Origin of the sequence: Mycolicibacterium chengduense, assembly GCF_033741155.1 — a bacterium.
Lineage (GTDB): Bacteria > Actinomycetota > Actinomycetes > Mycobacteriales > Mycobacteriaceae > Mycobacterium.
This window is the reverse complement of sequence record NZ_JAWQNH010000002.1, coordinates 280,137-305,808: the sequence shown is the minus strand read 5'-3', so window position 1 is coordinate 305,808 and position 25,672 is coordinate 280,137. Positions and strand designations below refer to the sequence as shown.

General features: G+C 67.8%; 22 protein-coding genes. 10 read left to right on the top strand and 12 right to left on the bottom strand.

Features of this window, described 5'->3' with window-relative positions:
* The first annotated feature begins 3 nt into the window (after nucleotides 1-3).
* Nucleotides 4-372: a nuclear transport factor 2 family protein gene (locus SBI67_RS07030; protein WP_318979856.1), complete on the top strand. Its 369-nt coding sequence runs from the start codon at nucleotides 4-6 to the stop codon at nucleotides 370-372.
* On the opposite strand, the gene SBI67_RS07025 is transcribed toward SBI67_RS07030, so the two are convergent.
* Nucleotides 369-1,610: a YibE/F family protein gene (locus SBI67_RS07025; RefSeq protein WP_318979855.1), complete on the bottom strand. Its 1,242-nt coding sequence runs from the start codon at nucleotides 1,608-1,610 to the stop codon at nucleotides 369-371. The genes SBI67_RS07030 and SBI67_RS07025 overlap by 4 nt on opposite strands.
* A 31-nt stretch (nucleotides 1,611-1,641) precedes the next feature.
* Nucleotides 1,642-2,892 (bottom strand): pyridoxal phosphate-dependent aminotransferase, encoded by a 1,251-nt coding sequence (locus SBI67_RS07020; RefSeq protein ID WP_318980474.1) that lies wholly within the window; start codon nucleotides 2,890-2,892, stop codon nucleotides 1,642-1,644.
* 131 nt (nucleotides 2,893-3,023) lie between these two features.
* Here SBI67_RS07020 and SBI67_RS07015 point away from each other — a divergent pair, with 131 nt between their 5' ends.
* Nucleotides 3,024-3,437 carry a hypothetical protein gene (locus SBI67_RS07015; RefSeq protein ID WP_318979854.1) on the top strand — a complete coding sequence of 138 codons (414 nt, stop codon included), beginning with the start codon at nucleotides 3,024-3,026 and terminating at the stop codon, nucleotides 3,435-3,437.
* A 36-nt stretch (nucleotides 3,438-3,473) separates the two neighbouring features.
* On the opposite strand, the gene SBI67_RS07010 is transcribed toward SBI67_RS07015, so the two are convergent.
* The 3 genes from SBI67_RS07010 to SBI67_RS07000 all read right to left on the bottom strand — a co-directional run bounded on the left by SBI67_RS07010 (nucleotide 3,474) and on the right by SBI67_RS07000 (nucleotide 11,064).
* Complete coding sequence (locus tag SBI67_RS07010) at nucleotides 3,474-6,422, bottom strand: heterodisulfide reductase-related iron-sulfur binding cluster (protein ID WP_318980473.1); 2,949 nt, start codon at nucleotides 6,420-6,422, stop codon at nucleotides 3,474-3,476.
* A gap of 362 nt (nucleotides 6,423-6,784) precedes the next feature.
* A complete protein-coding gene (gene iniR / locus SBI67_RS07005; RefSeq protein WP_318979853.1) occupies nucleotides 6,785-9,265 on the bottom strand; it encodes an isoniazid response ATPase/transcriptional regulator IniR in 2,481 nt (826 codons plus the stop codon).
* Nucleotides 9,266-9,273: 8 nt separating this feature from the next.
* Nucleotides 9,274-11,064: an Hsp70 family protein gene (locus SBI67_RS07000; RefSeq protein WP_318979852.1), complete on the bottom strand. Its 1,791-nt coding sequence runs from the start codon at nucleotides 11,062-11,064 to the stop codon at nucleotides 9,274-9,276.
* A gap of 201 nt (nucleotides 11,065-11,265) precedes the next feature.
* On the opposite strand from SBI67_RS07000, the gene SBI67_RS06995 reads away from it, so the two are divergent.
* The 4 genes from SBI67_RS06995 to SBI67_RS06980 all read left to right on the top strand — a co-directional run bounded on the left by SBI67_RS06995 (nucleotide 11,266) and on the right by SBI67_RS06980 (nucleotide 16,485).
* Nucleotides 11,266-11,787: an Rv0340 family IniB-related protein gene (locus SBI67_RS06995; protein WP_318979851.1), complete on the top strand. Its 522-nt coding sequence runs from the start codon at nucleotides 11,266-11,268 to the stop codon at nucleotides 11,785-11,787.
* A 234-nt stretch (nucleotides 11,788-12,021) separates the two neighbouring features.
* Nucleotides 12,022-13,071, top strand: coding sequence for an IniB N-terminal domain-containing protein (locus SBI67_RS06990; protein ID WP_318979850.1), 1,050 nt, complete (start codon nucleotides 12,022-12,024; stop codon nucleotides 13,069-13,071).
* A gap of 79 nt (nucleotides 13,072-13,150) precedes the next feature.
* Nucleotides 13,151-14,983: a dynamin family protein gene (locus SBI67_RS06985; protein ID WP_318979849.1), complete on the top strand. Its 1,833-nt coding sequence runs from the start codon at nucleotides 13,151-13,153 to the stop codon at nucleotides 14,981-14,983.
* Nucleotides 14,984-14,991: 8 nt separating this feature from the next.
* Complete coding sequence (locus SBI67_RS06980) at nucleotides 14,992-16,485, top strand: dynamin family protein (protein WP_318979848.1); 1,494 nt, start codon at nucleotides 14,992-14,994, stop codon at nucleotides 16,483-16,485.
* Between the two features lie 11 nt (nucleotides 16,486-16,496).
* Here SBI67_RS06980 and SBI67_RS06975 read toward each other — a convergent pair whose 3' ends face one another.
* Genes SBI67_RS06975 through SBI67_RS06960 form a run of 4 tightly spaced genes read right to left on the bottom strand, consistent with a single transcriptional unit; the run spans nucleotide 16,497 to nucleotide 19,079 of the window.
* Nucleotides 16,497-16,907, bottom strand: a complete 411-nt coding sequence (locus SBI67_RS06975; protein WP_318979847.1) for a hypothetical protein — start codon at nucleotides 16,905-16,907, stop codon at nucleotides 16,497-16,499.
* A 40-nt stretch (nucleotides 16,908-16,947) separates the two neighbouring features.
* Nucleotides 16,948-17,886, bottom strand: coding sequence for an LLM class F420-dependent oxidoreductase (locus tag SBI67_RS06970; RefSeq protein WP_318979846.1), 939 nt, complete (start codon nucleotides 17,884-17,886; stop codon nucleotides 16,948-16,950).
* Between the two features lie 10 nt (nucleotides 17,887-17,896).
* The gene (locus SBI67_RS06965) at nucleotides 17,897-18,520 is read right to left on the bottom strand and encodes a TIGR03085 family metal-binding protein (RefSeq protein WP_318979845.1); all 624 of its coding nucleotides are present in this window, start codon (nucleotides 18,518-18,520) and stop codon (nucleotides 17,897-17,899) included.
* A 19-nt stretch (nucleotides 18,521-18,539) separates the two neighbouring features.
* Entirely contained in the window at nucleotides 18,540-19,079 is a 540-nt protein-coding gene (locus SBI67_RS06960; protein ID WP_413232445.1) for a hypothetical protein, read from the bottom strand.
* Nucleotides 19,080-19,185: 106 nt separating this feature from the next.
* Here SBI67_RS06960 and SBI67_RS06955 point away from each other — a divergent pair, with 106 nt between their 5' ends.
* On the top strand, nucleotides 19,186-19,998 hold the full coding sequence (locus tag SBI67_RS06955) for a hypothetical protein (protein WP_318979844.1): 813 nt from the start codon (nucleotides 19,186-19,188) through the stop codon (nucleotides 19,996-19,998).
* A gap of 7 nt (nucleotides 19,999-20,005) precedes the next feature.
* On the opposite strand, the gene SBI67_RS06950 is transcribed toward SBI67_RS06955, so the two are convergent.
* The 3 genes from SBI67_RS06950 to SBI67_RS06940 are packed head-to-tail and all read right to left on the bottom strand — an operon-like array spanning nucleotide 20,006 to nucleotide 22,551.
* Nucleotides 20,006-21,325, bottom strand: a complete 1,320-nt coding sequence (locus SBI67_RS06950) for a DUF445 domain-containing protein (protein ID WP_318979843.1) — start codon at nucleotides 21,323-21,325, stop codon at nucleotides 20,006-20,008.
* A gap of 36 nt (nucleotides 21,326-21,361) precedes the next feature.
* Nucleotides 21,362-22,204, bottom strand: a complete 843-nt coding sequence (locus tag SBI67_RS06945; protein ID WP_318979842.1) for an Abi-alpha family protein — start codon at nucleotides 22,202-22,204, stop codon at nucleotides 21,362-21,364.
* Between the two features lie 47 nt (nucleotides 22,205-22,251).
* Nucleotides 22,252-22,551, bottom strand: coding sequence for a hypothetical protein (locus SBI67_RS06940; RefSeq protein ID WP_413232420.1), 300 nt, complete (start codon nucleotides 22,549-22,551; stop codon nucleotides 22,252-22,254).
* 173 nt (nucleotides 22,552-22,724) lie between these two features.
* Between SBI67_RS06940 and SBI67_RS06935 the strand changes: the two genes are divergently transcribed.
* The 3 genes from SBI67_RS06935 (at nucleotide 22,725) to grpE (ending at nucleotide 25,653) form a co-directional block, all read left to right on the top strand.
* Entirely contained in the window at nucleotides 22,725-22,955 is a 231-nt protein-coding gene (locus SBI67_RS06935; RefSeq protein ID WP_318979841.1) for an Rv2628 protein family, read from the top strand.
* Nucleotides 22,956-23,179: 224 nt separating this feature from the next.
* A complete protein-coding gene (gene dnaK / locus SBI67_RS06930) occupies nucleotides 23,180-25,030 on the top strand; it encodes a molecular chaperone DnaK (protein WP_318979840.1) in 1,851 nt (616 codons plus the stop codon).
* Nucleotides 25,027-25,653 carry a nucleotide exchange factor GrpE gene (gene grpE, locus SBI67_RS06925; protein WP_318979839.1) on the top strand — a complete coding sequence of 209 codons (627 nt, stop codon included), beginning with the start codon at nucleotides 25,027-25,029 and terminating at the stop codon, nucleotides 25,651-25,653. The genes dnaK and grpE overlap by 4 nt, the downstream gene beginning before the upstream one ends.
* Nucleotides 25,654-25,672: the final 19 nt, after the last annotated feature.

Sequence of the window (25,672 nt, the reverse complement as noted above, 5' to 3'; positions counted from 1 at the left end):
GGCGTGAGTACCTCCGAGATCGCGACCGTCCTTGCCTGGCATGACGCCCTGAACGCCAGGGACTTCGCCACGTTGGACCAGTTGTGCAGCGATGACATCGAATTCGGTGACGCCGGCGGCGCCGCACAGGGCCGTACCGCGTTGCGGGAGTGGGCGCAGGGCCTCGGCGACACGGTGACGGTGGGCCGGATGTACGTGCATGACGGTGTGGTGGTCGCCGAGCAGACCGTCACCGGCGACGACGGCGCCGACGCGGACACCTTCGGGTCGGCGTTCCGGGTGGTGCACGACCACGTCACATCGGTGTTCCGGCACGCCAGCCTGGAGGAGGCGCTGGCGGCCACCGAGCTCTCCGAGTCGGATCTGGTCTAGCCGGCGGGCTTGCCGCCGAGCGGCCCCGGCGTCGCCAGTACGGCGGCGATCGCCGTCGTCAACGGCACCGACAACGCCAGGGCGATGCCGCCCACCGCGGAGCGCGCGATCTCGATGGCCACGCTCTCACTGGTCAGCACGTCGCCAAGGGACCGGTTGGCCACGCTGAACAACAGCAGCAGCGGCAGCGCGCTACCGGCATAGGCCAGCACCAAGGTGTAGACGGTGCTGGCGATGTGGTCGCGGCCCACCCGCATCGCCCCGGCGAAGATCGCCCGCCGCGACGTCGCGTGCTCGGCCAGCTCGAACGCCGTCGACGCCTGTGTGACGGTGACGTCGTTGAGCACACCGAGTGAGCCGACGATGAACCCGGCCAGCAGCAGGCCGGTGATCGACACGTTGCCCATATAGGTGGCGACGGCGTTGTTCTCCTCTTCGGACAGGCCCGTGAGGTTGGTCAATTCGATTGCGGCCCAGGACAACAATGCGGCAAGGAAGAGTGCGGTCAGGGTGCCCAGCAGGGCCGCGCTGGTGCGCAGGCTCACGCCGTGCGCCAAATAGATCACCGCGTACAGAATCGCCGAGGACGCCACCAACGCCACCGGGACGGTGGGTGCACCGTCGCGCAGCGCAGGCAGCAGGAAGACCACCAACACGATGAACGCCACCACGATGCCGACCAGTGCGCGCAACCCGCGCCACCGGGCCACCGCCACCACCACGAGAGCGAACGCGGCGGCCAGCGCGACCAACGGCCACGTCCGCTCGTAGTCGTAGAACGCGTAGGTGGTGGTGCCGGTCGGGTCGACCTGGCGGGTGATCCGGATCTGGTCGCCCACCTTGAGCTGGGGCTGGCTGGGACCGCCGCTGAACTCCAGCGCGGTCATGGCGCCCGAATTGGGTCCGGACTCGATGGCCACCATGGACCGCACACACGGCGAATCCGCCGGCCCGGTGGGCAGTGATTGTCTGGTCAGCACGGCACCGACATCCTGGCCGCCACACACCGACTTACCGGTGGCCAGCACCCGGCCGGCCTCGGTGGTGACCGCCCCGCCCGACGAGTTCTGGAACGGCAGCGGAATGGCGACCTTCTGCTGGCTGGGCCACAACCACACGGCGCCGACGACGGTGGCGACACCGATGGCCACCAACAAGCCGATGACGATCCGGGCGGCCAGCGGGCCCAGCGGTGAGGGACCGTCCAGCGAGTGCGAATGCCCGTGCGAGTGCGTCACCTGAGCAAGGGTAAGGGGTCCGGCTGGGCCGTTACTGGCGGTAGCTCACCAGGAAGTTGCCCAGCCGCTCGATAGCCTTGGCCAGGTCACGGGCCCAGGGGAGGGTGACGATGCGCAGGTGATCCGGTGTGGGCCAGTTGAATCCGGTGCCCTGGGTGATCAGGATCTTCTCCTGCAGCAGCAGGTCGAGCACCAACTGCTCGTCGTCGTGGATGTCGTACACCTCGGGATCCAGCCGAGGGAAGGCATACAGCGCACCGGACGGCTTGACGCACGAGACCCCGGGGATCTCGTTGAGCTTCTCCCAGGCGACGTCGCGCTGCTCGAGCAGCCGGCCCCCCGGCAACACCAGGTCGTCGATGCTCTGATGGCCGCCGAGGGCCACCTGAATGGCATGCTGCGCAGGAACATTCGGGCACAGCCGCATATTGGCCAGCAGGCTGATGCCCTCGATGAAGCTGGTGGCGTGCTCCTTGGGGCCGGTGATCACCAGCCAGCCCGACCGGTAGCCGGCCACCCGGTAGGCCTTGGACAGGCCATTAAAAGTCAAACACAGGACGTCAGGCGCTATCGACGCCATCGCGATGTGCTTGGCGTCGTCGTAGAGGATCTTGTCGTAGATCTCGTCGGCGAGCAGCAGCAGTTGATGCTTGCGGGCCAGATCGGCGATCTGGCTGAGGGTCTCGCGGGTGTACACCGCGCCGGTGGGGTTGTTCGGGTTGATCACCACGATCGCCTTGGTGCGGTCGGTGATCTTGGATTCCAGGTCGGCGATATCGGGATTCCAGCCCTGCGTCTCGTCGCACATGTAGTGCACCGGGGTGCCACCGGCCAGCGAGGTCGACGCCGTCCACAGCGGATAGTCCGGCGCGGGGATGAGCACCTGGTCGCCGTTGTCCAGCAGGGCCTGCAGCGTCATGGTGATGAGCTCGGAGACACCATTGCCCAGGAACACGTCGTCGACATCGAATTTCGGGAAACCGTCCACCAATTCGTAGCGGGTGAATACCGCGCGCCGGGCGCTGAGGATGCCCTTGGAGTCCGAGTAGCCCTGCGCCGTCGGCAGCGCCTGGATGATGTCGCGCATGATCACATCGGGTGCCTCGAATCCGAACGGGGCCGGGTTACCGATGTTGAGCTTGAGGATGCGGTGGCCTTCGGCCTCCAGCCGTGAGGCGTGTTCGTGTACCGGACCGCGGATCTCGTAGAGGACGTCCTGCAGTTTGGTGGACTGCGCGAACGTCCGCGGGCGCGGGTGTTGCCCGGTGTTCTGCCACGACATCTGGTGGGTGCTCACGCGGCTAATTCTCCCATGGCCTCGCAAACCGGTTTTTTGCGCAAGGTTGCAATTTGACGTCGGGGTCGGAGTTTTCTGCGTGATCGGTGTTAAGTTCCTGAATCACTATGACGTCGATGACACGTGTGACGGTCGCGGCTTTCGCGATGACGGCAGTTGCCGCACTGAGTTTCGCCGCATCGGCGCAGGCCGATCCACCGCTGCTCAACGGTACTTATGCCGGCGGCGACGACGAGAATGTCTGGACGATTTCCAGCGTTTGCGGGATCACCGGGTGTACCGGAACCGTGGCCAGTAATCAGGGCTGGACCAGCCCGATGACGTTCACCGACGGCCGGTGGAATTTCTCGGTGACCAAACCCGACGGTTATGTGTGCGACGACGGTAGTTATCAACCGGCCGTCATCTATTTGACGATCGATCCGGTAACGCTGGGCGGTGTTCTTTCCGCGGATTCGAATGGCGCTTGCCCCGGCGGGATCACCACCGCGACCCCATTCCAATTGCGACTTGTGGAGCCGCAGCCGTAATCATTACGGCTGCGGCTCCACAAATCGCGGGGGGTTTTAGCGCTTGCCGGGGCGGCGGGCGCCGGGCTTGATGCCCAGCCCGACCACCGGAGGCTCCGGCTTGGCCGGTTCGGCAGGCTCAGCCGGGGCGGCCGGTTCGGTCGCCGTTGACTCCGGTTCGGCGGCCGCGGCCGGCGGCTCGGCAGGTGCGGCGGGGGCAGCGGCGGGGGCAGCCTTCTTGGCACCCGGACGACGCGCACCCGCGGCGATCCCGAGCCCGACGACGGGCGGTTCCGGCTTGGCGGGCTCGGCCGAGGCAGCGGGCGCTTCGGCGGCGGGCTCGGCCGGTACCTCAGCACCCGGAGCGGCGGCTGGAGCAGCTTTCTTGGCACCCGGACGCTTGGCGCCGGCGGCCAACCCCAGACCCTTCACCGGGGCCGCGGGGGACTCGGGGGCATCGGCCGGAGCGGCTGCCTCTGCCGCGGGAGCTGCGGCTGCGGCCGGGGCGGCCTTCTTGGCGCCGGGGCGCTTGGCCCCACCGGCGATACCCAGGCCCTTGACCGGTGCCGGGGCGGCTGCCTCTGCCGCGGGAGCGGCGGCTGCGGCCGGGGCAGCCTTCTTGGCGCCGGGGCGCTTGGCCCCACCCGCGATGCCCAGGCCCGTGACCGGGGCCGGGGCCGCCGTGGCTGCCTCGGCAGCAGCAGCAGGCGCTTCGACCTTCTCCTCGACCTTCTCCTGCACCGGTGCGGCCGCGGCTTGTGCGGCTTCCGTAGCGGCCCTGGCCTCGGCACGTGCCGCCGACGCTGCGGCGGCGGTGCCCTTCTCCGGCAGCGTGTAGACGCTGGTGTCCAGCGAGTTCAGCAGCAGCTGGGCCACGTCGAGCACCTCGGCCTTGGCGCGGTCACTGTTCGCGGTGACCTCGTCGACGCCGTCGGTGATCATCACCCGGCAGAACGGGCAGCCCGTCGCGATCGCGGACGCCCCGGTGTCCAGGGCTTCCTCGGTGCGTTCCTGGTTGACGCGCTTGCCGATGTGCTCTTCCATCCACATCCGCGCGCCACCGGCACCACAGCACAGACCACGATCGGCGTGCCGCGGCATCTCGGTGAGCTTCGCGCCGGCCGCGCCGACCAGTTCGCGCGGGGCCTCGTACTCCTTGTTGTGCCGGCCGAGGAAGCACGGGTCGTGGTAGGTGACATCCTGGCCGACCGGGTTGATCGGGATGAGCTTCTTGTCCCGGACCAGGCGGTTGAGCAGCTGGGTGTGGTGCACCACGGTGTAGTTGGCGCCCAGCTGGGGGTATTCGCGGTTGATCGTGTTGTAGCAGTGCGGGCAGGTCACCACGACCTTGCGGTCGACGGCTTCGACACCCTCGAACAGCTCATTGATGGTCTCGACGTTCTGCGCGGCCAGCTGCTGGAACAGGAACTCGTTGCCGGCGCGGCGGGCCGAATCACCGGTACACGTCTCACCGGTGCCCAGCACCAGGAACTTCACCCCGGCAGTGGCCAGCAGCTCGGCGACCGCTTTGGTGGTCCGCTTGGCGCGGTCCTCGTAGGCGCCGGCGCAGCCGACCCAGAAGAGGTACTCGAAGCCTTCGAAGGAGTCCACGTCCTGGCCGTACACCGGGACGTCGAACTCGACCTCGTCGATCCAGTTGGTGCGGTCCTTGGCGTTCTGACCCCAGGGGTTGCCCTTGTTCTCCAGGTTCTTGAACAGCACACCCAGCTCACCGGGGAACTCCGACTCGACCATGACCTGGTAGCGGCGCATGTCGACGATGTGGTCGATGTGCTCGATGTCCACGGGGCACTGCTCGACGCACGCACCGCAGTTGGTGCAGGACCACAGCACGTCGGGATCGATGACACCGCCCTGTTCGGCGGTGCCGACCAGCGGGCGCAGGGCCTGCTCGGGGCCGGAACCCTCGATACGGGCGAAGCCGTCCTCGGGCACACCGTGTCCGTGCAGGCTGTCGCCGAGCGCGGCGAAGTCGACCGAGCCCTCCTCGGGCCTCGGCTTGCCTTCGATCAGGTAGGGCGCCTTCGCGAACATGTGGTCGCGCAGGTTCATGATGACGAGCTTGGGCGACAGCGGCTTTCCGGTGTTCCAGGCCGGGCACTGCGACTGGCAGCGACCACATTCGGTGCAGGTGGTGAAGTCGAGGTAACCCTTCCAGGTGAAGTCCTCGATCTTGCCGCGGCCGAACACCGCGTCCTCGGCCGGATCGTCGAAGTCGATCAGCTCACCCTTGTGCTCCATGGGAAGCAGGGGGCCCAGGCCGTCGGGCAGCCGCTTGAAGGTGACGTTGATGGGGGCCAGGCCGATGTGCAGGTGCTTGGAGTGCAGCACGATCAGCAGGAACACCAGCATGACGCCGATGTGACCCATCAGGGCGATGGTCTCGATCCAGGCGTTGGCGGTGGGGCCGAGCGGGGCGAGCAGGGCGGCCATACCGTCGGAGAAGAACGCGCCGCTCTGGTAGGGGAAGTTCTCGCCGAGCACGTTGACCGCGGCGCCGCGGAAGATGGCGTAGGTCAGGATGACCAGGAAGATCATGAACAGGATCTCCCACGCGCCCCCGGTGTGGGATCCGTAGAAGCGCGACTCGCGGCCGATCTTCTTGGGCTCGCGGGTGATGCGGATGATGGCGAAGACGATGATGCCGGCCAGCACGGCCAGGGCGAAGAAGTCCTGCAGGAAGCCGAGCACGGCCCAGCGGCCGACGAACGGGATGTGGAACTCCGGGTCGAACAGGACGCCGTAGGCCTCCAGGTACACCGAGGCCAGCACGAAGAAGCCCCACATGGTGAAGAAGTGCGCGATACCGGGGATCGACCACTTCAGCAGCTTCGACTGGGCGAAGACTTCCTTGTTCTGGTTGAGGAACCGGGTGAGCAGGTGGTCTTTGCGGCCACGTTCGTCACCGACGCGCTGACCGGAATTGATCAACTTGGTCAGCCACAGCACCCGCTTGGCGGCGAACACCAAGACGATGGCGGTCATCAACAAACCAAGGATCAACCGGCCCGTCGTGAGCGTGTGCTCCAGGCTGTTCTCCACCGTGCGCCTCCCGTAGTTTAAGCTACTCAGTAGTAACTTAAGATGTGTTACTCGCCAGTAACTTAGGCTAGATGCCTGCTCATAGTTGCATCCGCCTAGGAAGCGCCGCTAGCAAGGCTGACCTAAGTAGGTCATATGTCACCTTGCTGGGTGCGCGACGGTCGCCCGGATACCCGGTCCGCCGGTACCGGAAAAGTCTTGATGACACCGGGCGATGGCTGTGTAACGCCGCTACCGGAACGGTCGACGCCGGGCGCCGGCAAACCACTCGCTGTGGCGGTTGCCACAGTTGTGACGAGGCGGCGTCAGGCCTGCGGACCGACCAGGGCTCGCAACATGGACAGCATCTCCGAGCGCGATTCGGCCCCGAGCCGGCGCCGGATCCGCGCCACGTGGTGCTCGACCGTCTTGGCTGAGATCAGCAGCTGGTTACCGATATCGCGATACGGCATACCCTGCAGCACCAGCTCGGCCACTTCGCGCTCTCGGTCCGACAGCCGCGCCCACGTCGGCATCGACTGTCCCGGCTCGGCCGCCGCGCGGGCCGGGGCCGTCGGGAGGACGTCGTCGGCGATATCGGATTTCAGGTCACGGGCGAGCTGCAACATCGAGCCGGACACCTTGCCATCCGGTGTGTGCAGCGCCGCCTGACTGGCCAGCCGGGTGGCGTCCCAGGTCAGCCCGAACCTGGCCAGGCCGCGCGCCGCAGCCGTGACCTCTTCGGGATCGACCTGATTGGCCAGCACCCGCAGCCAGGTCCGGCCCGCGGTGGCCAAACTACGCGCGAACGGGCTCTGCCCGGCCGCGGCAGCCAGCGCCTGACCATGCGGGGCCACCGCTTCCGGAGAGTTGGCCAGGATGCCGGCATGCACCCCGGCCCAGTGCAGCGGTACCGACCACAGCACCGGGTTACCGAGCGCGGCGAGCAGGCCGAACGCCTCGTCGATGTGGTGCGCGATCCGGTCCACCTGGCGCAGCCGCGCGGCGGCCACCCACACTTCCCCCAGCGGCAGCGTGCAGTAGACGTCCAGCGAGTACTCGGCCAGCACCTCCACGGCGGCATACCAATACTTCTGCACCGCGCCACCGTCACCGCTGCGCCGCGCAATGGCGGTGCGCAGCGCTGCCGCCCAGAGCGCGTCCCGACGGTGCGGTGCCGGCGGTATCGCCGCCACGTCGGCGTTCGCCGCGCTCAACTGGCCGTCCTGCATGCGGACCCAGCCGAGCAGCAGCCAATGACGGGCCGCGGTGAAGCCGTGGTCGTCGGCCGAGTCGGTGGCCGCGGCGCGGGCGATGATGCTGCGCGCCCGCACCGGATCGCCGCCGTGCAGAGCGGCGAGGGTGACCAGCGCCGCCGCGCTGTCGGGCGCGACACCGGCAGCGGTGCGCTCGGCGGTGATCGCCTGGCTCAGCTGCCCGATCGCGCCGGCATACGGCTGGTCCAGGGTGGCCAGCAACCCGACCGCCAAGCTGCGAGCCGCTCGCGCCGTGGAGGTGGGCGGGCCGCTGTCCTCGCCGGCCAGCGCAGCGCGAGCCGCCGCGACGTCGCCGGTGCCGATGGACACGATGGTCGCGGCGGACCCGATGACGGCGTCGGGATACGGGCCGAGCCAGCGGAACAGATCGGCGGCTTGGGCGGCCGCCCCGTCATGGGCGGCGATGCTGGCGGCGATCCGGACCGCGGCCGCGCGTTCGGCCGCGTCGGACGAGCCGAGCAGCTCGTCGGCCAGTCGTGCCGCGGTCGTGCAGTCACCCGTCATCGCCAGGGCGTCGGCCAGTCCGGCGCTGTGCGCACGGGTGGCCGCTCCGGCGTCGGCCGCCGCCCGGAACAGCCGGGCCGCCCGGGCCGGCTGGCCGCGATGCTCGGTGGCGAGCGCGACCAACGCGTCAGCCAGCAGGGTGTCGCGCAATCCGTGCTCTGCCATACGCAAAGCCAAATCCGTTGAGAGCGTTCCTAACTCGTACTGCGATCGGAGGAGCGCGGTCTCGTCCTCATGATGCCGCGCCGACCCCAGGATCTCGGCCACTGCCCGGTGCAGGATGCCCAGGAACGGCCGGCGGTGCGCGGGGTCGATGAGGCCGGTGGCGCGGGCGTGATCCATCACGCGCGCGGACTCGTCGGCGTCGACGCCCAGTGCGGCGGCAATGTCGTCGGCACCCAGGCCGGGGCTCAGCGAGCACAGCAGCAACGCGTCGAGCACCGGACGGCCCAACCGGTGTAGCCGTTCCACCAAGGCGACCCGGGCCGCGGTGCCGATCACGGCCGTGGCGGACTCGGCGTCCGGTGCCCCGAGGGCCGCCGCGACCGATGTCACCAGGAACGGTAACCCGGAGGTCGCCGCCTGCACGGCACGCACCAATTCATGTGGCAGCGAAGGGAATTCGCTGGGCGGCAGGGGTCCCAGTGCGACAACCGGATTCTCCCGCGCCAAGGCCGTGGTCAGATTGTCCAGCGCAGCCCGGTGCGCCAGCGGTGCGGCGGCGACGACGATGGTCAGCTCCGCGCGCTCCACCAGCGCGGTCAACCGGACCAGTGCGTCGTCGTCGAGTAGTTCGGCATCGTCGATGACGATGGCCGCGCCATCGATCTCGGATTCATCCGGCACCCAGGACAACACCGGCCGGCCTGCCTCGCGCAGTGCGTCGCGCACCTCGGTGACCCGTGCGGTCTTACCGGTGCCGATCCCCCCGGACACCAGCACCTTGGCCGGCCTGGTCGGCACTTCGATCAGACCGGCGAGCGGATCAGCGGAGGTCGCCCCGTTGCGCCGCGCGCCTGCGCCCATCGGTTCGGTTATCCGTTACCGGACTGGACCACCGTGGTGGTGACCGGTGGTGCGGCCGTCGTCGTCTGCGCCGCCGCCGAGGTGGTCGGCGGTTTCGTCGTGGTGGTCGTCGGCGGCTGGGTCGTGGTCGTGGTGGTCGTCGTCGGCGGAGTCGTCGTGGTGGTGGTCGTGGTCGTGGTGGTCGTCGTGGTGGTGGTCGTCGTCGTGGTCGTGGTCGAGCTGGTGGTCGACGGCGTGGTGGTGGTCGTGGTCGTGCTCGGGGGTGGCGGTGGCGGCACCTCGGAGGTGGTGACCAGCCCGTCGGACCCGGTCACCGTCACGGTCTGCGGCTCGGTGACCACCGGCTCGGTGCTCTGGCCCGGTTGGGTGGAGAAACTGGTGGCCGTCTCGATCACCGTTCCGCCCGGTTCGCTGTTACCGGTCAACGTGACCGCGAGCCCACCACCGGCCAGCAGAACCGCTGCGGCGGCAGCGCCGAAGAGCAGCGGGGGACGCATGTACCAGGGCAGCGGCGCTGCCTCGCCCTCCTGTTCGTCATCACGAGCGAAGGCCACCTCGGGCCTGGCATCGGTGAAACCGGTGTCGTAATCCGGCCCCTCGTAAGGCACCGGCTCACCGCTTTGAACCGGATTGTCTTGGGACCAGGCCAATCCCGGCGCTGCTGTGGTCGGGGGCGCCCCTGCCGGGTCACCTGCCCCGGCCCAACCCATGGTCGGAGCCAGTCCGGTGGGCGCGGCATCGGCGGCCGCGGCCGGCGCCAAACCCGTTGCGGCAGCGGCCTCGGAAGCCAGGCCGGCCACCAACGCCGCGCCGACGGCGGTGTTCACCTGGGCGTACGGCGTGGTGATCACCGGTGCCTGCAACCGTTCGGACAGTCGCTGGGTGGCCAACGGAATCGGTGCGCCGCCACCGACGGTTGCGATCGCGGACACGCTGGACACCGGAATCCTGTTGCGCTGCAACACTTCATCCACTGCGTTGAGCAAGCCGTCCGCGGGTCCGGAGATCAGTTGCTCCAGTTCGGGACGGGTCACCCGGACATCGGAGGTGAACCCGGGCAGTTCGACCGGGATCACGGTGGCGGTCTCGGCGGACAACCGCTCCTTGGCCAGGCGGCACTCCTCGCGCAGCCTGCCGAGCGAACCCACCGCCGCCGTACCGGCGGGATCGGCGTTACCGGCATCGGCGATGCCGGCGATGACGTGGTTGAGCAAGGCCTGGTCGATCTGATCGCCGGAGAAGTCCGGGTAACGCTGCGTGGTGCCCAACGGCGCTAGGTCGGCGCCCGCGTCGGCGAGCGTGATGCTGGTACCGCTGCCGCCCAGATCCACCAGCACGACGACGCCCTGCGCGGGCAGGCCAGGCCCACTGCGCAGACCGGCGAGGGCGGCCACCGAATCGGGAACCAGCGTCGCCGACGACAGGCCGGGTTTGGCACGCAATGCAACCTGCAACGCGGAGACCGCGGTAGGGCTCCAATGCGCCGGGGCGGCAATGGTGATGGGTGCGCCGCCGCCGACGGTGTGGGCCATCGCGTCCAACGCCTCGGCGAGCACCTGATCACCGCGGTGCGACGACCCGTCGGAGGCGACCAGGGGCACCGGGTCGCCGACGCGGTCCACGAAGCCGCCCAGCACCAGGCCGGGCTGATTCAGATTCGGGTTCTGGCCAGGGACACCCACCTCGGGGGCGCGGTCGTTGAACAGGGTCAGCACCGCGCGACGCACCACCGGCGGCCGGCCTTCCCGTGCCGCCACCAGATTCGTGACACCGATCGACAACCCGAGAGAGTCGCCCATGTGATCTCCTGTCGAGAGTCGTGACGCCCTCACCTTAGTGGCAGTCGACGGCGGTCCGTGGCAATCCCCCTAACGTGTCGAAACCCCTAATGGGGCATCCCCTAATGGCGCGATCGGCGAGGTGGGTTCAGCACCGATTTGCGCCGTGACGTGCATCGATAACATCGAAGCCAACTCACAGGAGATAAGGAGGGCGATCCGATGGCGAATGAACTGCTGGACTTCGTCATGTCGCTGGTGCGCGACCCGGATGCTGCGGCACGCTACGCCGCCGATCCCGGCCAGGCGATCGCCGACGCCCACCTCACGGACGTGACCACCGCCGACGTCAACCATCTGATCCCCGTGGTCACCGAGTCGCTGTCGGCGGCGGTGCCCACCGGCGGTGCCGATCTGCTGGACTCCGGGGACAACGTCTGGGCCAGCGGCGCCGCGACGGCCGCCTTCGACGCCTTCGGGGATTTCGGTGCCGTCAGCGATCACGTCCCCGTCGTGGTGACCGATGACGCGCACTCGGCGGTGACCCTTCCCGACGCCTTCGAGCCCAGCGTCCGCACCGTCGTCGATGACTATTCGGCCGACGTACCGAACTTTGCTGGGGATCTCCATCCCGTCGACGACGTGCCCGTGGTCGACACTGGCCTGGAAACCCACTGGAACCCCGACAGCGGCGGTGACCACCACACTCCCGTCGATGACGGAGGATTCGACATCTTCGGCTGAACATCCCGAAAAGCCCGCTCACCTGCAAGGGAGCGGGCTTTTTTCATGCCCGGATGCCGACCACCCGGCCATCCCCTAATCCCCTAATGGGTGTGGCCCCTATACCCCCGGTGGGGGATGTGCAAGGAGGGGTTTCGGCCCCGTTTCCGCCGTCGGGCGGAATCCATAACGTTGTTGTCAGTTCGCCGGACCACCCGGAAACAGACAGACCACCCTCGAAGGAAAGGCACTCCGATGACCACTCTGATCGACTACATCCTCGACCTGTTCCGCAGCCCCGACGTCGCGGCGGCCTTCGTGGCCGACCCCGACCAGGCCATGCGTGACGCCGGCCTGCCGAACGTCAGCGCCGCCCAGCTCGCGTCGGTCGCGGCCAGCGTCGCGCCGGCCGGTGTCGCACTGGGCAACGGTGATCCGGTGTACGGCCTGCAGAGCGCGGTGTCGAGCTACCACAGCTTCGCCTCGCCGTTCTCGCCGCAGACCTCCTACACCTCGGCGCCGACCTTCGCGCCGCAGACCGATTTCGCCAGCCACAACAGCACCGACTTCGCCAGCCACAACGACGTGCCGGTGTTCAGCCCCAACCAGGATGCCGGCGCCAATGCCCAGCAGGGCGCGTTCAACCTCGGCTTCGGTGACATCACGCTGTTCGGTAGCAAGACCACCACCACGACGACCGCCACCAACGGCGGCGTGGTCGTCGACGGCACCAACACCGGCACCGTCACCACCGGTCACGACAACACCGTTGGCGACGGCAACACCAACGTCCACGATGTGCTGACCGGCAGCCATTCCCCGGTGATCGTCGGCGCAGGCAACCAGGTGCACGACAGCTCGCAGACCGCCGGTGGGGACGTCATCTCGCACAACAGCGGGCCCGTCATCAAGGACGTCGACACCAGCGGCGGCAACGGCGGCGGAGCCAGCGCCGGTGGAGGCATCCTGGGCGGCGGTCACGCCAGTGGCGGCAGTGGCGGCAGCGGCGGCAGCATCGTGATCAACGACAGCCACGGCTCGACCAACGTCGACAGCGGCAACACCAACGTGGTGGACAGCTCCAGCCACACCGCGACCACCACCTCGACCACCACCACGGTCAGCGGACACTCCACGATCGACAGCTCGGTGCATGCCGACAGCTCCGTCCACGAGGACAGCTCGGTGCACACCACGGTGACCGACGAGTCGGTGCACCAGGCCGGCGGCATCAACACCTACGCCGACACCGACCTGCACAACACCACCACCGTCGAGCCGCACACCGCTTTCCACGCGTTCTGATCGACACCCGATGGGCGGGGACCACGAAGGTCCCCGCCTTTCGGCGCGCATAGCCTTTGATGGGTCAGGAGAGGACGACATGACGCAACCGCAGGACCGGCCCGCCGGCAGGCCGGCCAGAACAGTCGAAGTGATCGTCGAGCTCATCGACCACACCTCCCGGATCGCGGCCGCCCACGACCGCCCCGACCTCGTGGAACGGCTGCGCATCGCCAGGGAGCGGATCACCGACCCGCAGATCCGGGTCGTCATCGCCGGACAGCTCAAACAGGGCAAGAGTCAGCTGCTGAACTCCCTGCTGAACATGCCGGTGGCCCGCGTCGGCGACGACGAGAGCACCGTGCTGGCCACCGTGGTCTCCTACGCCGAAACCCCGTGGGCGCGGCTGGCGATCGCCCGGCCCGACGGTGAGCCGGAGTTCGTCACCATCGACATGGCCGACCTGCGCAATGACCTGCGCAACGCACCCCAAGCGCAAGGCCGCGAAGTGCTGCGCGTCGAGGTCGGCGTGCCCAGCCCGATGCTCAAGAACGGCCTGACCTTCATCGACACCCCCGGCGTCGGTGGGCACGGCCAGCCACACCTCTCGGCAACCCTGGGCCTGCTGCCCGAGGCCGACGCGCTGCTGATGATCAGCGACACCAGTCAGGAGTTCACCGAACCCGAGCTGACCTTCCTGCGCCAAGCCGTGGAGATCTGCCCCGTCGCCGCCATCGCGGCCACCAAGACCGACCTGTACCCGCACTGGCGTGAGATCGTCGCCGCCAACACCGCACACCTGCAGCGCGCCGGCATCACCACCCCGATGATCGCGGTGAGTTCGGTGCTGCGCAGCCACGCGATCACGCTCAACGACAAGGAGCTCAACGAGGAATCCAATTTCCCCGAGCTCGTGAAGTTCCTGAGCGACAAGGTGATGTCCCGCGAAACCGATCGGGTGCGTGACCACGTCGTCGACGAAATCAAGGCGGCCGCCGAGCATCTCGCCCTGGCGGCGGACGCCGAACTGTCGGCGCTCAACGATCCCGATACCCGCGGGAAGCTGGCCGCCGACCTGGAGCGGCGCAAGCAGGAAGCCCAGGATGCGTTGGCGCAGACCGCGCTGTGGCAGCAAGTGCTCAACGACGGTATCGCCGACCTCACCGCCGATATCGACCACGATCTCCGAAACCGGTTCCGCCACATCACCGCTCACACCGAGCGGGTGATCGACAACTGCGATCCCACCCAGCACTGGGCCGAGATCGGTGCGGAGCTGGAAGAGGCCATCGCCACCGCCGTCGGCGACAACTTCGTCTGGGCCTATCAGCGCGCCGAAGCCCTGGCCGCCGAGGTAGCCCGCACCTTCACCGAAGCCGGCCTGGATGCCATCGAGCAACCGCATGTCAGCGCCCGGGAGATGGGCGCCAACCTCGGGGAGTTCAAAGCCGTGGCCCGGCTGGACGCCAAGCCGATCAAGACCGGCCACAAGATCGTCACCGGGATGCGCGGTTCCTACGGCGGCGTGCTGATGTTCGGCATGATCACCTCGTTCGCGGGTCTCGGCATGTTCAACCCGCTGTCGCTGGGGGCCGGACTCCTGCTGGGCCGCAAGGCTTATAAGGAGGACATGGAGAACCGGATGCTGCGGGTGCGCAACGAGGCCAAGACCAATATGCGCCGGTTCGTCGACGATGTGTCGTTCGTGGTGAACAAGGAGTCCCGGGACCGGCTGCGCGCCATCCAGCGGCAGCTTCGGGACCACTACCGCGGTATCGCCAATCAGACGTCGCGTTCGCTCAACGAATCGCTGCAGGCCACGCTGGCGTCGGCCCAGCTGGAGGAGAAGGAGCGCAACACCCGCATCGCCGAGTTGGAGCGCCAGCTCAACATCCTGCGGCAGGTGACGGACAACGCCGACAAATTAAGCTGATCGGCGGTATGAGCACCAGCGATAATGTGCGCGCGATCCTGGCCGGCACCGTCCGCGCCTACCAGGCCGACCCCGCCTACCGGGACCGGCCGGACGTGCACAACGAACTGCAGCGGATCGGCGCCCGGCTCAACGAGCCGATCCGCATCGCGCTGGCCGGCACCCTCAAGTCAGGCAAGTCGACCCTGGTCAATGCCCTGGTGGGGGAGGAGATCGCCCCGACCGACGCCACCGAGGCCACCCGGCTGGTCACCCGGTTCCGGCACGGTCTGACCCCGAAGGTGACCGCCAATCATCGCGGCGGCCGCCGGTCCAACGTGCCGATCACCCGGGACCCGCACGATCGGGGGTTGACGTTCAGCTTCGACGGCCTGGACGAGGGGGATATCGAGGATCTGGACGTGCAGTGGCCGGCCGCGGAACTGATCGACACCACGATCATCGACACCCCGGGTACTTCGTCACTGTCGCGCGACGTCTCGGCGCGCACGCTGCGGCTGCTGGTTCCGGAGGACGGTGTGCCCCGGGTGGACGCTGTCGTGTTCCTGCTGCGCACACTCAACGCCGCCGATATCGCGTTGCTCAAGCAGATCGGCGATCTGGTCGGTGGTTCGGCGGGGGCGTTGGGGGTCATCGGCGTGGCGTCGCGGGCCGACGAGATCGGGGCCGGGCGCATCGATGCGATGCTGTCGGCGCGTGAGGTGGCCACCCGCTTCACCTCGGAGATGGAGAAGACCGGCATCTGTCAGGCGGTGATCCCGGTGTCGGGGCTGCTGGCCCTGACCGCACGCACGTTGCGTCAGAGCGAGTTCGTGGCGCTGGAGAAGCTGGCCGCGGTGGAACCGGCCGACCTGACCAAGGCGATGCTGAGTGTGGACCGGTTCGCCCGGGAGGACAGCTCATTACCGGTGGACGCGCCGACCCGGGCCGCCCTGCTGGACCGGTTCGGCATGTTCGGCATCCGCATCGCCATCGCGGTGCTGCGCGCGGGGATCGGCGATTCGGTGGCGCTGGCCGACGAACTGCTGGAGCGCAGCGGGCTGATCGCGCTGCGCGATGTCATCGACCAGCAGTTCGCGCAGCGCTCCGATTTGCTCAAGGCGCACACCGCGCTGCTGGCGCTGCGGCGGTTCGTCCAGGTCAATCCGGTGTATGCCGGCAGGCAGATCCTGGCTGACGTCGACCCGTTGCTCGCCGACGCCCATCCGTTCGAGGAACTCCGACTCCTGAGCCAATTGCGTTCCCGGCCAACCACTTTGAACGACGACGAGATGGTGTCGCTGCGCCGCCTGATCGGCGGGTCGGGCACCGACCCGGCCAGCCGGCTGGGGCTGGGCCCCGACGATCCGTACGACGGGCCGCGGGCGGCGTTCGCGGCCGCGCAGCGTTGGCGGCGCCGTGCCGATCATCCGCTCAACGATCCGTTCACCACCAGGGCCTGCCGGGCGGCGGTGCGCAGCGCGGAGGCGCTGGTGGCGGAGTACCACGCGATGGGCCGATGAGCGCTTGCTGATCAGGGCGGCGGGTACAGCGTCCGGGTCTCGTTGAACCGGGGCCGCCGTCGGGTGGTGGTCTCCCCGTCGCTGGGTTCGGTGCTGCGGTGCCGGGTCTGCGGTCCCTGCGTCGGCGATGTCGACGAGGTGGTCGAGGACGTCGCCGACGAACTGGTGGCGTCCGGATCGGTGATGTCGGTGGTGGCCGGCGGGCTGGTGCTGGTGATGGTCTCGGTCGTGGTGGTCGCCGACGATGTCGAACCGTCCGAGAAGCTGGGCGTGACGAACTCCGTCGGCGCCTGCTGCGGCTGATTGAACTGGCGGGCGACGAACAGGGCGCCCCAGACGATCAGCGCGATGGCCGCCAGCGCGGCGAGACTGGCCGCGGCCAACGTGGACGTGCGTTCATGCCACTTACGCTCGTCCGTCACGGGCACCGATAGTAACCGCGTGGTGCCGTCGGCTGCCGGGTCAACCGAGTTGACCGATGACCTCGGACGCGAAGAACTCCAGGTGGTCGAGATCGGACATGTCCAGAACCTGCAGGTATACCCGCGTGACGCCGGCGTCGAGGTAGGGGCCCAGCTTGTCGGCGATCTCCGCCGGGGTGCCCACTGTCGGCGAGTTCTGGCGCATCTCGTCCAGCTCGCGGCCGATGGCGCCCGCGCGGCGGGTCAGTTCGGCCTCGTCACGACCGGCGCACAACACGAACGCCGCCGAGTAGACCAGCGAGTCCGGCGCCCGGCCCGCGGCGTCGACCGCCGCGGCGACCCGGCCGAACTGCTCGGTGACCTTGTCCAGCGGGGCGAACGGGATGTTGAATTCGCCGGCGTACTGCGCGGTGAGCGCCGGCGTGCGCTTCGGACCGCCACCACCGATGATGATCGGCAGGGGCCGCTGCACCGGCTTGGGGAGGGCGGGCGAATCCTTGACGGTGTAGTGCGTGCCGGTGAAGTCGAAGGTCTCGCCGACGGGCGTATCCCAGAGGCCGGTGAGGATCTGCAATTGCTCGGTGAGCCGGTCGAACCGTTCGCCCAGCGGCGGGAACGGGATGGCGTAGGCCTGGTGCTCTTCTTCGAACCAGCCGGCGCCGATACCCAATTCGATTCGGCCACCGCTCATTTCGTCGACCTGGGCGACGGCGATGGCCAACGGTCCTGGGTGGCGGAAGGTGGCCGAGGTGACCATGGTGCCCAGCCGGATGGTGGAGGTCTCCCGTGCGATAGCGCCCAGGGTGACCCATGAATCGGTGGGGCCGGGCAGCCCGTCGCCGCTCATGGCCAGGTAGTGGTCCGATCGAAAAAACGCGGAGAACGCCAACTTCTCGGCGGCCTGCGCCACGGCGAGCTGGTCACCATAGCTGGCCCCTTGTTGCGGTTCGACGAAGACGCGGAAGTCGGTTGTTCCCATGTGTACAACCCTAGATGCCACGCCGGGCCGCGCGCAGCGCGGCGACGGCGTCACCGTCGCCGTCGAAGGACACCCGCGCCGGTTCGCGGCCCGCGGCGAACAACAGCAGTTCGCCGGGCTCGCCGGTGACGGTCACCGGTGCGCCGCTGCCTGCGGTGGCCAGCACCGTGCCGTCGGGCACAGCCAGGCTGACCCGGGCCGGCGACTTCGACAGCGTCATCCTGGCGAACTGAGCCACCTGACGAGTCAGCGCGCGCCTGGTCTGATCGTCGAGAGTCCTTGGATCCCAAGATGATCCGGCCCGGCGCACGTCCTCGTGATGGATGAACATCTCGGCGACGTTGACCAAAGGGTCGAGCAGGGCGAACGGCGAGTACACCGGCGGCCCGGCGGCAACCTTGTCCAGCAGAGCACCCCAGTCGTTGGACGCCGTCACCTGTTCCTGGACCTTCGCCGTGTAACCGGCCAGCGCGGGAAGCAGGATGCCGGGGGCGGCGTCGATGCGCCGCTCCCGCACCACCAGGTGTGCGGCCAGGTCGCGGGTGGTCCAGCCCTCGCACAGGGTCGGGGCGTCGGGCCCGGCCTCGCGCATGGTGGCGACCAGGGCTGCGCGTTCCCGTCGTGCCACCGACATCAGATTCCCCCACTCATGGTCAGAAGACGTCCACGCCCTCGACTCGCACGAGCATGCCGTGGCCGGTGCCGTCGTTGGTGAACCGGGTGCCGTCCGACGACGCCGCGATGGTCCACCCCACCGCCCGGTAGGTCTTGTAGTCCAGGGTGACAGCCGGAATGTCGCCGAGATTGCCCAACACCCAATGGACTTCGCCGTCGGCGCTCAACCGCACCCCGTTGGCGGGCGTGCCGTCCACCTGGGGAGCGTTCTGGAACTGCGACTCGCACCCCACCTCGGCGGTGGACACCTGGCAGCGCGTCAACCCCGATTTCGTCTGGATGAAGACATACCCGTTCTGCGGGGCGAGGGTCTCGGCGCCCGGCGGCGCGGCGGTGGGCAGGGGGCTGGACGGGGCCGGCGTACTCGGAGGCGCGGGGGTACTTCGGCTGGGTCGCGGGGTGGACACCGTCGGTTCGATGCCGTCGGTGTTCGGCGCCCCGGTGGGATGGCCGTTGGTCAGATCGGAGCAACCACCCAGGCTCAGCACGACTGCGGCCACGCACACCGCCACTCGTATCCCCTCGCTGACCACACGTCGAGGCTACCGGCTGGGATGTCGCGACTTCGGGAACGTTAGGTCGCGTCTCGGTAACTTCACAGCATGGCGACCTAGGGTCGGCGTAATGCTCGGCAAGCACGGAGCCCGCTTGTGGGACAGGTTCCTGGACTCACCGTTCTCCGGCCTTGCGCCGTGGATGTGGATGTCGACGCTGGCCGGCCCTGGACGCTACGAAGTGGCCGTCTCGGGGGCGCTGGCGATCTCGGTGCTGATCCTCGTGATGTGCGGGCGGCGGGGAATCCCGGTGCATGTCATCGAGTTTCTGGGCGTCGGCTACTTCGTGCTGATGGCGGTCATCGGGTTCTTCGCCTCGAGCGCCACGAAGGCGTGGCTGGAACTGTGGTCCGGTGATATCACCAATGCACTGCTGGCCGGGTATGCCGTGGTGACCCTGATGATCAGGCGACCGTACACGATGGTCTACGCACGGCACCGGATGGCGCCCGAGCATTGGGGCACTTCGCTTTTCGTGCGTATCAACATGACGGTCACCGGTGTCTGGGCGGCCGCGTTCGCCTTCGCGGCAGCCAGCGGTCTGATCGGCGACGCGGTATGGCACGACACCGACAACTTCTGGACCGGCTGGGTATTGCAATTGGCGGCACTGTCCTTCGGGGTGGCGTTCAACGACCTGTATCCCGAGCGCGCCCTGGCCATCGCCCACGCGCACAGCGAGATTCCGTCCTGGGTGCGCGTCGTCGAGTGGCTGCCACCGTTCGTGGCCGGCACCGGGGTGGCCGGCTGGCTGCTAGGGGCGCTCGCCGGTGCCGGTTGTGCGGTGCTGGTAGCCGTTGGCGCCGTCAGCGCGGCTCTGTTGCGCTGGGCAGCACACCGCCCGGTGTCGTCCGCGCCAGCCGCCGAGCATTCTTCTCGGTGAGAGCGCCCTACTGCCGCAGCAGCAGGCGGGTCAGGTCGCTCAGCGCGACGTGCGGTGGTTCGTTACCGAAGTGCTCGATGAGCTGCACCTGGATCTCGCCGACGACACCACCGAGGACGGCGCCCACGGCGATCATGGTCGGCTCGTCATCCTTGAACACCGGCCGCAGGATCGACTCGTACTCCTCATTGCTGAGCTGACCCATCTTGTCGATGATCGTGTGCTCTAGGTCGAGGGCATTCATGGCGTAGTCCTGCGCCTCGTGCAGTGCCGTCGGCAGCTTCTCCAGCACCATGTGCACCAGGTTGTTCTTCACGGCGTTGTAGCGCTCGGTGCCGACGGCGAACTGCACCAGCGGCTTGGCCACCCCGGTCTGCGCATCGATCGCGGCGTCCACTTCCTTGGCCACGAGCGCGAACAGCTTGTCCGCGCCGGGACCGCGCAGCACCCCGTCGAACAGGATCTCGGCGGAGAACAGGTCCTCGGACAGGATCCGCGCGTAGTCGCGGGTGATGGTGTCGCGCTGGGCGTGCAGCAGCCCCTGGAATGGGATGAAACCGAGGAACTTGATGGGGTGGATCGGCCGGAACAGCATGTTGAGCGCGATGTAATCGCTGATGAAGCCGACGCCGAAGCCGAACGCGGGCATGATCCACGGGTTCTGGAACAACGCCCAGGCCACCATCTGGACCACACCGATGGCCAGGCCGAAATAGATGCCGCTGCGCCGGACGAATGCCATCGCGTTGTCGCCGAGGCCGCGCATCAGCTTGTTGAGTTTGTCCTTGTTACGCACCAGGGTCGTGATGGCCAGGAACTGGACATCGACGAAGCGCGGCAGATCCGACTGCATCTCGCGCAGCAGGCTCTCGACCACCCGCGGCGTCTCGGCATGGATCCGGGACTTGATGGCCACCCGCGCGGCCTCGGGCAGCGAATCCCACAATCCAGGTCGGATCTGTTCGGCGAGGTCGCGGGATATCTCGTCGACGGCCTCGGTCAACGGCTCCCGCAGCGCCTCGACGGCTTCCTTGGCGTCGACCTTCTGCAGCAGTTCCTCGGGTTTGAGCAGGTTCTGGGTGAGCAGTTCGATGGTCTTGGACCCCACCTTGCCCGCCCGGCGCGGCACGATGCCCTGCCAACCGAACGGTCCGATGCCCTTGAACTCCTGCGGCCGGTACAGCATCTCCAGCGCGACGATCTTGGTGCTCCAGCCGACGAATGCGGCCACGAAGGGCATGGACAGGTAGATCAGCCAGTTGACGCTGAAGTCGGCCTTGATCTCCTGCCAACTCTGGATGGCGAGAAGTGTCTCGCTGGTACTCATCCGCGATCCGCGAGCTTCTCGCTGGTCATGCGGGGATCACGGGCCGTCCTGTTGCATCGCTGCCTCCCACAACCCGCGGCCCAGAGCCGACAGGCTCAAGGTCTGTTTCTCCACCCGTGCGACGAGTGGCCCGCGCGTTGCGTTCTTGATGGCTCGCAACACCATGGGCTCGGCCATGAGCACCTCGTAGTCCGCCTTCTTGGACGGGTCCTCGTGACCGGTCTCGACCAACCCAAGAGATAGCAGATGCCCGACGTATTGCGGGACCATATTGGGCAAAGCGACGTTGGCCGTGCGACCGATCAGACAGGCGTTCTCCAGCACGGCGCCGCCCGAGGTCCGCGACCTGGAGTAGACGTTGACCAAGGGCGAGGCCGCGCCTTCGGACAGGGCGCCGATGATGCGTGCTTCGTCGGCCACCAACTGGTCGAGCAGCCGGTGATACAACTCGGTCTGGCTACCGGCGGTGCTCTGGTCCAGCGCCCGGTCGAGCAGCTTGCCCATCTTGCCGTGCAGCGAGTCGGTGTCGACCGGTTTGGCCGACGCCACCGTGCGCGCCGGCGGCTCCAGTGCTTCCAGCCGGTTCTTCACCAGGGTCGCCAGTTGCTCTTCACCCCACGTGGCCAGCTTGAATCCCACCTTGGCCGCATCCATGGCCCGGTCGGCAATGCCGAACGGGTCGAAGCGCTTGGGCACGACCGGTCGCCGCCGCGGCGTCCGCAGGATCACCGCGAGGTCACCCACCGGCGTGGTCAGCCGGAACGCTCGACGCTCATGGCCTTCGCGGTTGGCCGGCTGGTCGTCCGTGACATCCGGGCCGACGTCTGGGCCGACGCCCGGGTCGGCTCCCGACTTCGATACTTCCTGTGACACCGTCACCCTCCCGCACCCCTTGAGTTGTTGGCACGGTACCGGACAGCCCTGCGTTACTGCGGAGGCAGCAGCGGTGGGCGACACACGTTGCCCACCGGGTCCCACCACCAGCCGTTGTCGCATGCCAGCGGCGTGGTGGCCATGGCCGGCCGGCAGGTGTTGGCCACCGGGTCCCACCAGCCGTCGGTGCAGTTGGGTACCAGCGGCGCCTGGCACACGTTGGCGACGGGATCCCACCACTGGCCGCCCGCGCAATCGGCCGAGCCGATGGCCGGGGTGACGGCCGCGGTGAACGCCATGGGGGCGCAGGCCGCGACGGCGACGACCGCGGCGCGTTTCAGGGTCTTGTGCACGATGTCCTCCCAGGTCCGATTGGGATCGAAGGTAGCCGTTCCCGGCCTGCCGAAAAAGCTGCCGAGAAGCTCGAAAAAAAGTCCGAGGAATATCGATCCCAAAGTGGGTGTCGATACGTCCTATCAGGAGAAGCGCAACGAGAATCGACAGCAACCGGGAAGGGATGCGGGCCATGCGCAAGCGGCGAGCGGCGGTGTACGAGGTCCGCGATCGTCTGCACGACGGCCGCTGCCGCCTGGTGCACTCCGACCAGATCGTCCCGACGGTGTCGGACTGGCTGGCCGAACTCGGTGTGCACACCCCTTTGGTCGACGACCTGGCCCGAGCGGTGTGCGACGGCGACTGGGCTGCCGCGCACGCCGTCGGCGACATGCTGGGCGTCGATATTTCGCTGGCCGCCTGAGGGCAGCACCCTTCCCTCATTCGCGAAGCCCGCTTCTCCCTACATTCGCGAAGCCCGCTTCGCTGCCCGGCCGCGGGAACAAAACCGCGCAGTGCCCCGTTGACCTGATCGACAACAACTTGAGTGCATCAGACTCAAGTCTGGCTTGACAGGCGACCGCCGGCGGGTGCAGGCTTGAGTGAGGTTCACTCAGATCCTTTCAAGCCAATCAGGAGGCAACCACTATGGCTCGTGCGGTCGGTATCGACCTCGGGACCACCAACTCCGTCGTCGCAGTGCTGGAAGGTGGCGACCCCGTCGTCGTCGCCAACTCCGAGGGCTCCCGCACCACCCCGTCGGTCGTCGCGTTCGCGCGTAACGGCGAGGTGCTGGTCGGTCAGCCCGCCAAGAACCAAGCGGTGACCAACGTCGACCGGACCATCCGTTCGGTCAAGCGCCACATCGGCACCGACTGGACCGTCGGCATCGACGGCAAGGACTACACCCCCCAAGAGATCAGCGCGCGCATCCTGCAGAAGTTGAAGCGGGACGCGGAGGCGTACCTGGGCGAGGACATCACCGACGCCGTGATCACCGTCCCGGCGTACTTCAACGACGCTCAGCGGCAGGCCACCAAGGACGCCGGCCAGATCGCCGGCCTCAACGTGCTGCGCATCGTCAACGAACCGACCGCGGCCGCCCTGGCCTACGGCCTGGACAAGGGCGAGAAGGAACAGACCATCCTGGTCTTCGACCTCGGTGGCGGCACGTTCGACGTCTCGCTGCTGGAGATCGGCGACGGTGTCGTCGAGGTCCGCGCCACCTCCGGTGACAACCACCTCGGTGGCGACGACTGGGACGACCGGATCGTGGACTGGCTGGTCGAGAAGTTCAAGGGCACCAGCGGCATCGACCTGACCAAGGACAAGATGGCCATGCAGCGGCTGCGTGAAGCCGCCGAGAAGGCCAAGATCGAACTCAGCTCCTCGCAGAGCACCTCGATCAACCTGCCCTACATCACCGTCGACGCCGACAAGAACCCGCTGTTCCTCGACGAGCAGCTGACCCGCTCGGAGTTCCAGCGCATCACCCAGGATCTGCTGGACCGCACCCGTAAGCCGTTCCAGTCGGTCATCAAGGACGCCGGCATCTCCGTTTCGGAGATCGACCATGTCGTCCTGGTCGGTGGTTCCACTCGCATGCCCGCGGTGACCGATCTGGTCAAGGAACTGACCGGCGGCAAGGAGCCCAACAAGGGCGTCAACCCTGACGAGGTGGTGGCCGTTGGCGCCGCCCTGCAGGCCGGCGTGCTCAAGGGTGAGGTGAAAGACGTTCTGCTGCTTGACGTCACCCCGCTGTCCCTGGGCATCGAAACCAAGGGTGGCGTGATGACCAAGCTCATCGAGCGCAACACCACCATCCCCACCAAGCGGTCGGAGACCTTCACCACGGCCGATGACAACCAGCCGTCGGTGCAGATCCAGGTGTTCCAGGGTGAGCGTGAGATCGCCTCGCACAACAAGCTGCTCGGCTCCTTCGAGCTGACCGGCATCCCGCCGGCCCCGCGCGGTGTGCCGCAGATCGAGGTCACGTTCGACATCGACGCCAACGGCATCGTGCACGTCACCGCCAAGGACAAGGGCACCGGCAAGGAGAACACGATCAAGATCCAGGAAGGCTCCGGCCTGTCCAAGGAGGAGATCGACCGGATGATCAAGGACGCCGAGGCGCACGCCGAGGAGGACCGTCAGCGTCGCGAGGAGGCCGACGTCCGCAACCAGGCCGAGTCGCTGGTCTACCAGACGGAGAAGTTCGTCAAGGACCAGCGTGAAGCCGAAGGCGGATCGAAGGTTCCCGAGGACACCTTGACCAAGGTCGACGCCGCGATCGCCGAGGCCAAGACGGCCCTGGCCGGCACCGATATCGCCGCGATCAAGGCGGCGATGGAGAAGCTGGGCACCGAGAGCCAGGCCCTGGGCCAGGCTATCTACGAGGCCACCCAGGCCGAGCAGACCGGTGGTGAGTCCGGTGGTTCGGCCGCCGATGACAACGTGGTGGACGCCGAGGTCGTCGACGAGGATCAGGAGCGCAAGTGAGTCAGGACGATTCGCACGAGCCGGTGACCATCACCGACAAACGGCGTATCGATCCGGACACCGGTGCGGTCCGCGAGCAGGAGCCGAACCCTCAGGACAATCCTGAGGGCTCGGCGCCCGCCGAGGCTGCCGGAGGGTCCGGAGCCGCCGACGAGAAAATCGCCGAGCTGACTGCCGATCTGCAGCGCGTGCAAGCCGAGTTCGCCAACTACCGCAAGCGTGCCCTGCGCGACCAGCAGGTCACCGCCGAGCGGGCCAAGGTCGCCGTGATCACCCAACTGCTGGGTGTGCTCGACGACCTGGACCGGGCCCGCAGTCACGGCGACCTGGACTCCGGACCGCTCAAGGCGGTTGCCGAAAAGCTGGTCAGCACCCTTGAGGGACAGGGTCTTTCGGCCTTCGGTGCCGAGGGTGACCCGTTCGACCCGGCGTTGCACGAAGCCGTGCAGCACGAGGGTGACGGATCGAACCCGGTGATCGGCACCGTCATGCGCCAGGGCTACAAGGTCGGCGATCAGGTGGTGCGCCACGCGATGGTCGGCGTGGTCGACACGGTCGAAAATGCCGACGGGGGCGTGGCTGCCACGTCCGATGACGAAAAACCCGCACAATCAGAGAACTAGCACCGGAGAGGAGGTGACG

Bases quoted from the DNA above. Each gene is read 5' to 3' on its own strand.
- SBI67_RS06955 (WP_318979844.1), top strand. From the start codon at position 19,186: ATGCTCGGCAAGCACGGAGCCCGCTTGTGGGACAGGTTCCTGGACTCA.
- SBI67_RS07000 (WP_318979852.1), bottom strand. From the start codon at position 11,064: ATGGGCGACTCTCTCGGGTTGTCGATCGGTGTCACGAATCTGGTGGCG.
- SBI67_RS06970 (WP_318979846.1), bottom strand. From the start codon at position 17,886: ATGGGAACAACCGACTTCCGCGTCTTCGTCGAACCGCAACAAGGGGCC.
- SBI67_RS06980 (WP_318979848.1), top strand. From the start codon at position 14,992: ATGAGCACCAGCGATAATGTGCGCGCGATCCTGGCCGGCACCGTCCGC.
- SBI67_RS06995 (WP_318979851.1), top strand. From the start codon at position 11,266: ATGGCGAATGAACTGCTGGACTTCGTCATGTCGCTGGTGCGCGACCCG.
- SBI67_RS06950 (WP_318979843.1), bottom strand. From the start codon at position 21,325: ATGAGTACCAGCGAGACACTTCTCGCCATCCAGAGTTGGCAGGAGATC.
- SBI67_RS06990 (WP_318979850.1), top strand. From the start codon at position 12,022: ATGACCACTCTGATCGACTACATCCTCGACCTGTTCCGCAGCCCCGAC.
- SBI67_RS07010 (WP_318980473.1), bottom strand. From the start codon at position 6,422: ATGACCGCCATCGTCTTGGTGTTCGCCGCCAAGCGGGTGCTGTGGCTG.
- iniR (WP_318979853.1), bottom strand. From the start codon at position 9,265: ATGGGCGCAGGCGCGCGGCGCAACGGGGCGACCTCCGCTGATCCGCTC.
- SBI67_RS07020 (WP_318980474.1), bottom strand. From the start codon at position 2,892: ATGTCGTGGCAGAACACCGGGCAACACCCGCGCCCGCGGACGTTCGCG.
- SBI67_RS06985 (WP_318979849.1), top strand. From the start codon at position 13,151: ATGACGCAACCGCAGGACCGGCCCGCCGGCAGGCCGGCCAGAACAGTC.
- SBI67_RS06935 (WP_318979841.1), top strand. From the start codon at position 22,725: ATGCGCAAGCGGCGAGCGGCGGTGTACGAGGTCCGCGATCGTCTGCAC.
- dnaK (WP_318979840.1), top strand. From the start codon at position 23,180: ATGGCTCGTGCGGTCGGTATCGACCTCGGGACCACCAACTCCGTCGTC.
- SBI67_RS06965 (WP_318979845.1), bottom strand. From the start codon at position 18,520: ATGTCGGTGGCACGACGGGAACGCGCAGCCCTGGTCGCCACCATGCGC.
- SBI67_RS07015 (WP_318979854.1), top strand. From the start codon at position 3,024: ATGACACGTGTGACGGTCGCGGCTTTCGCGATGACGGCAGTTGCCGCA.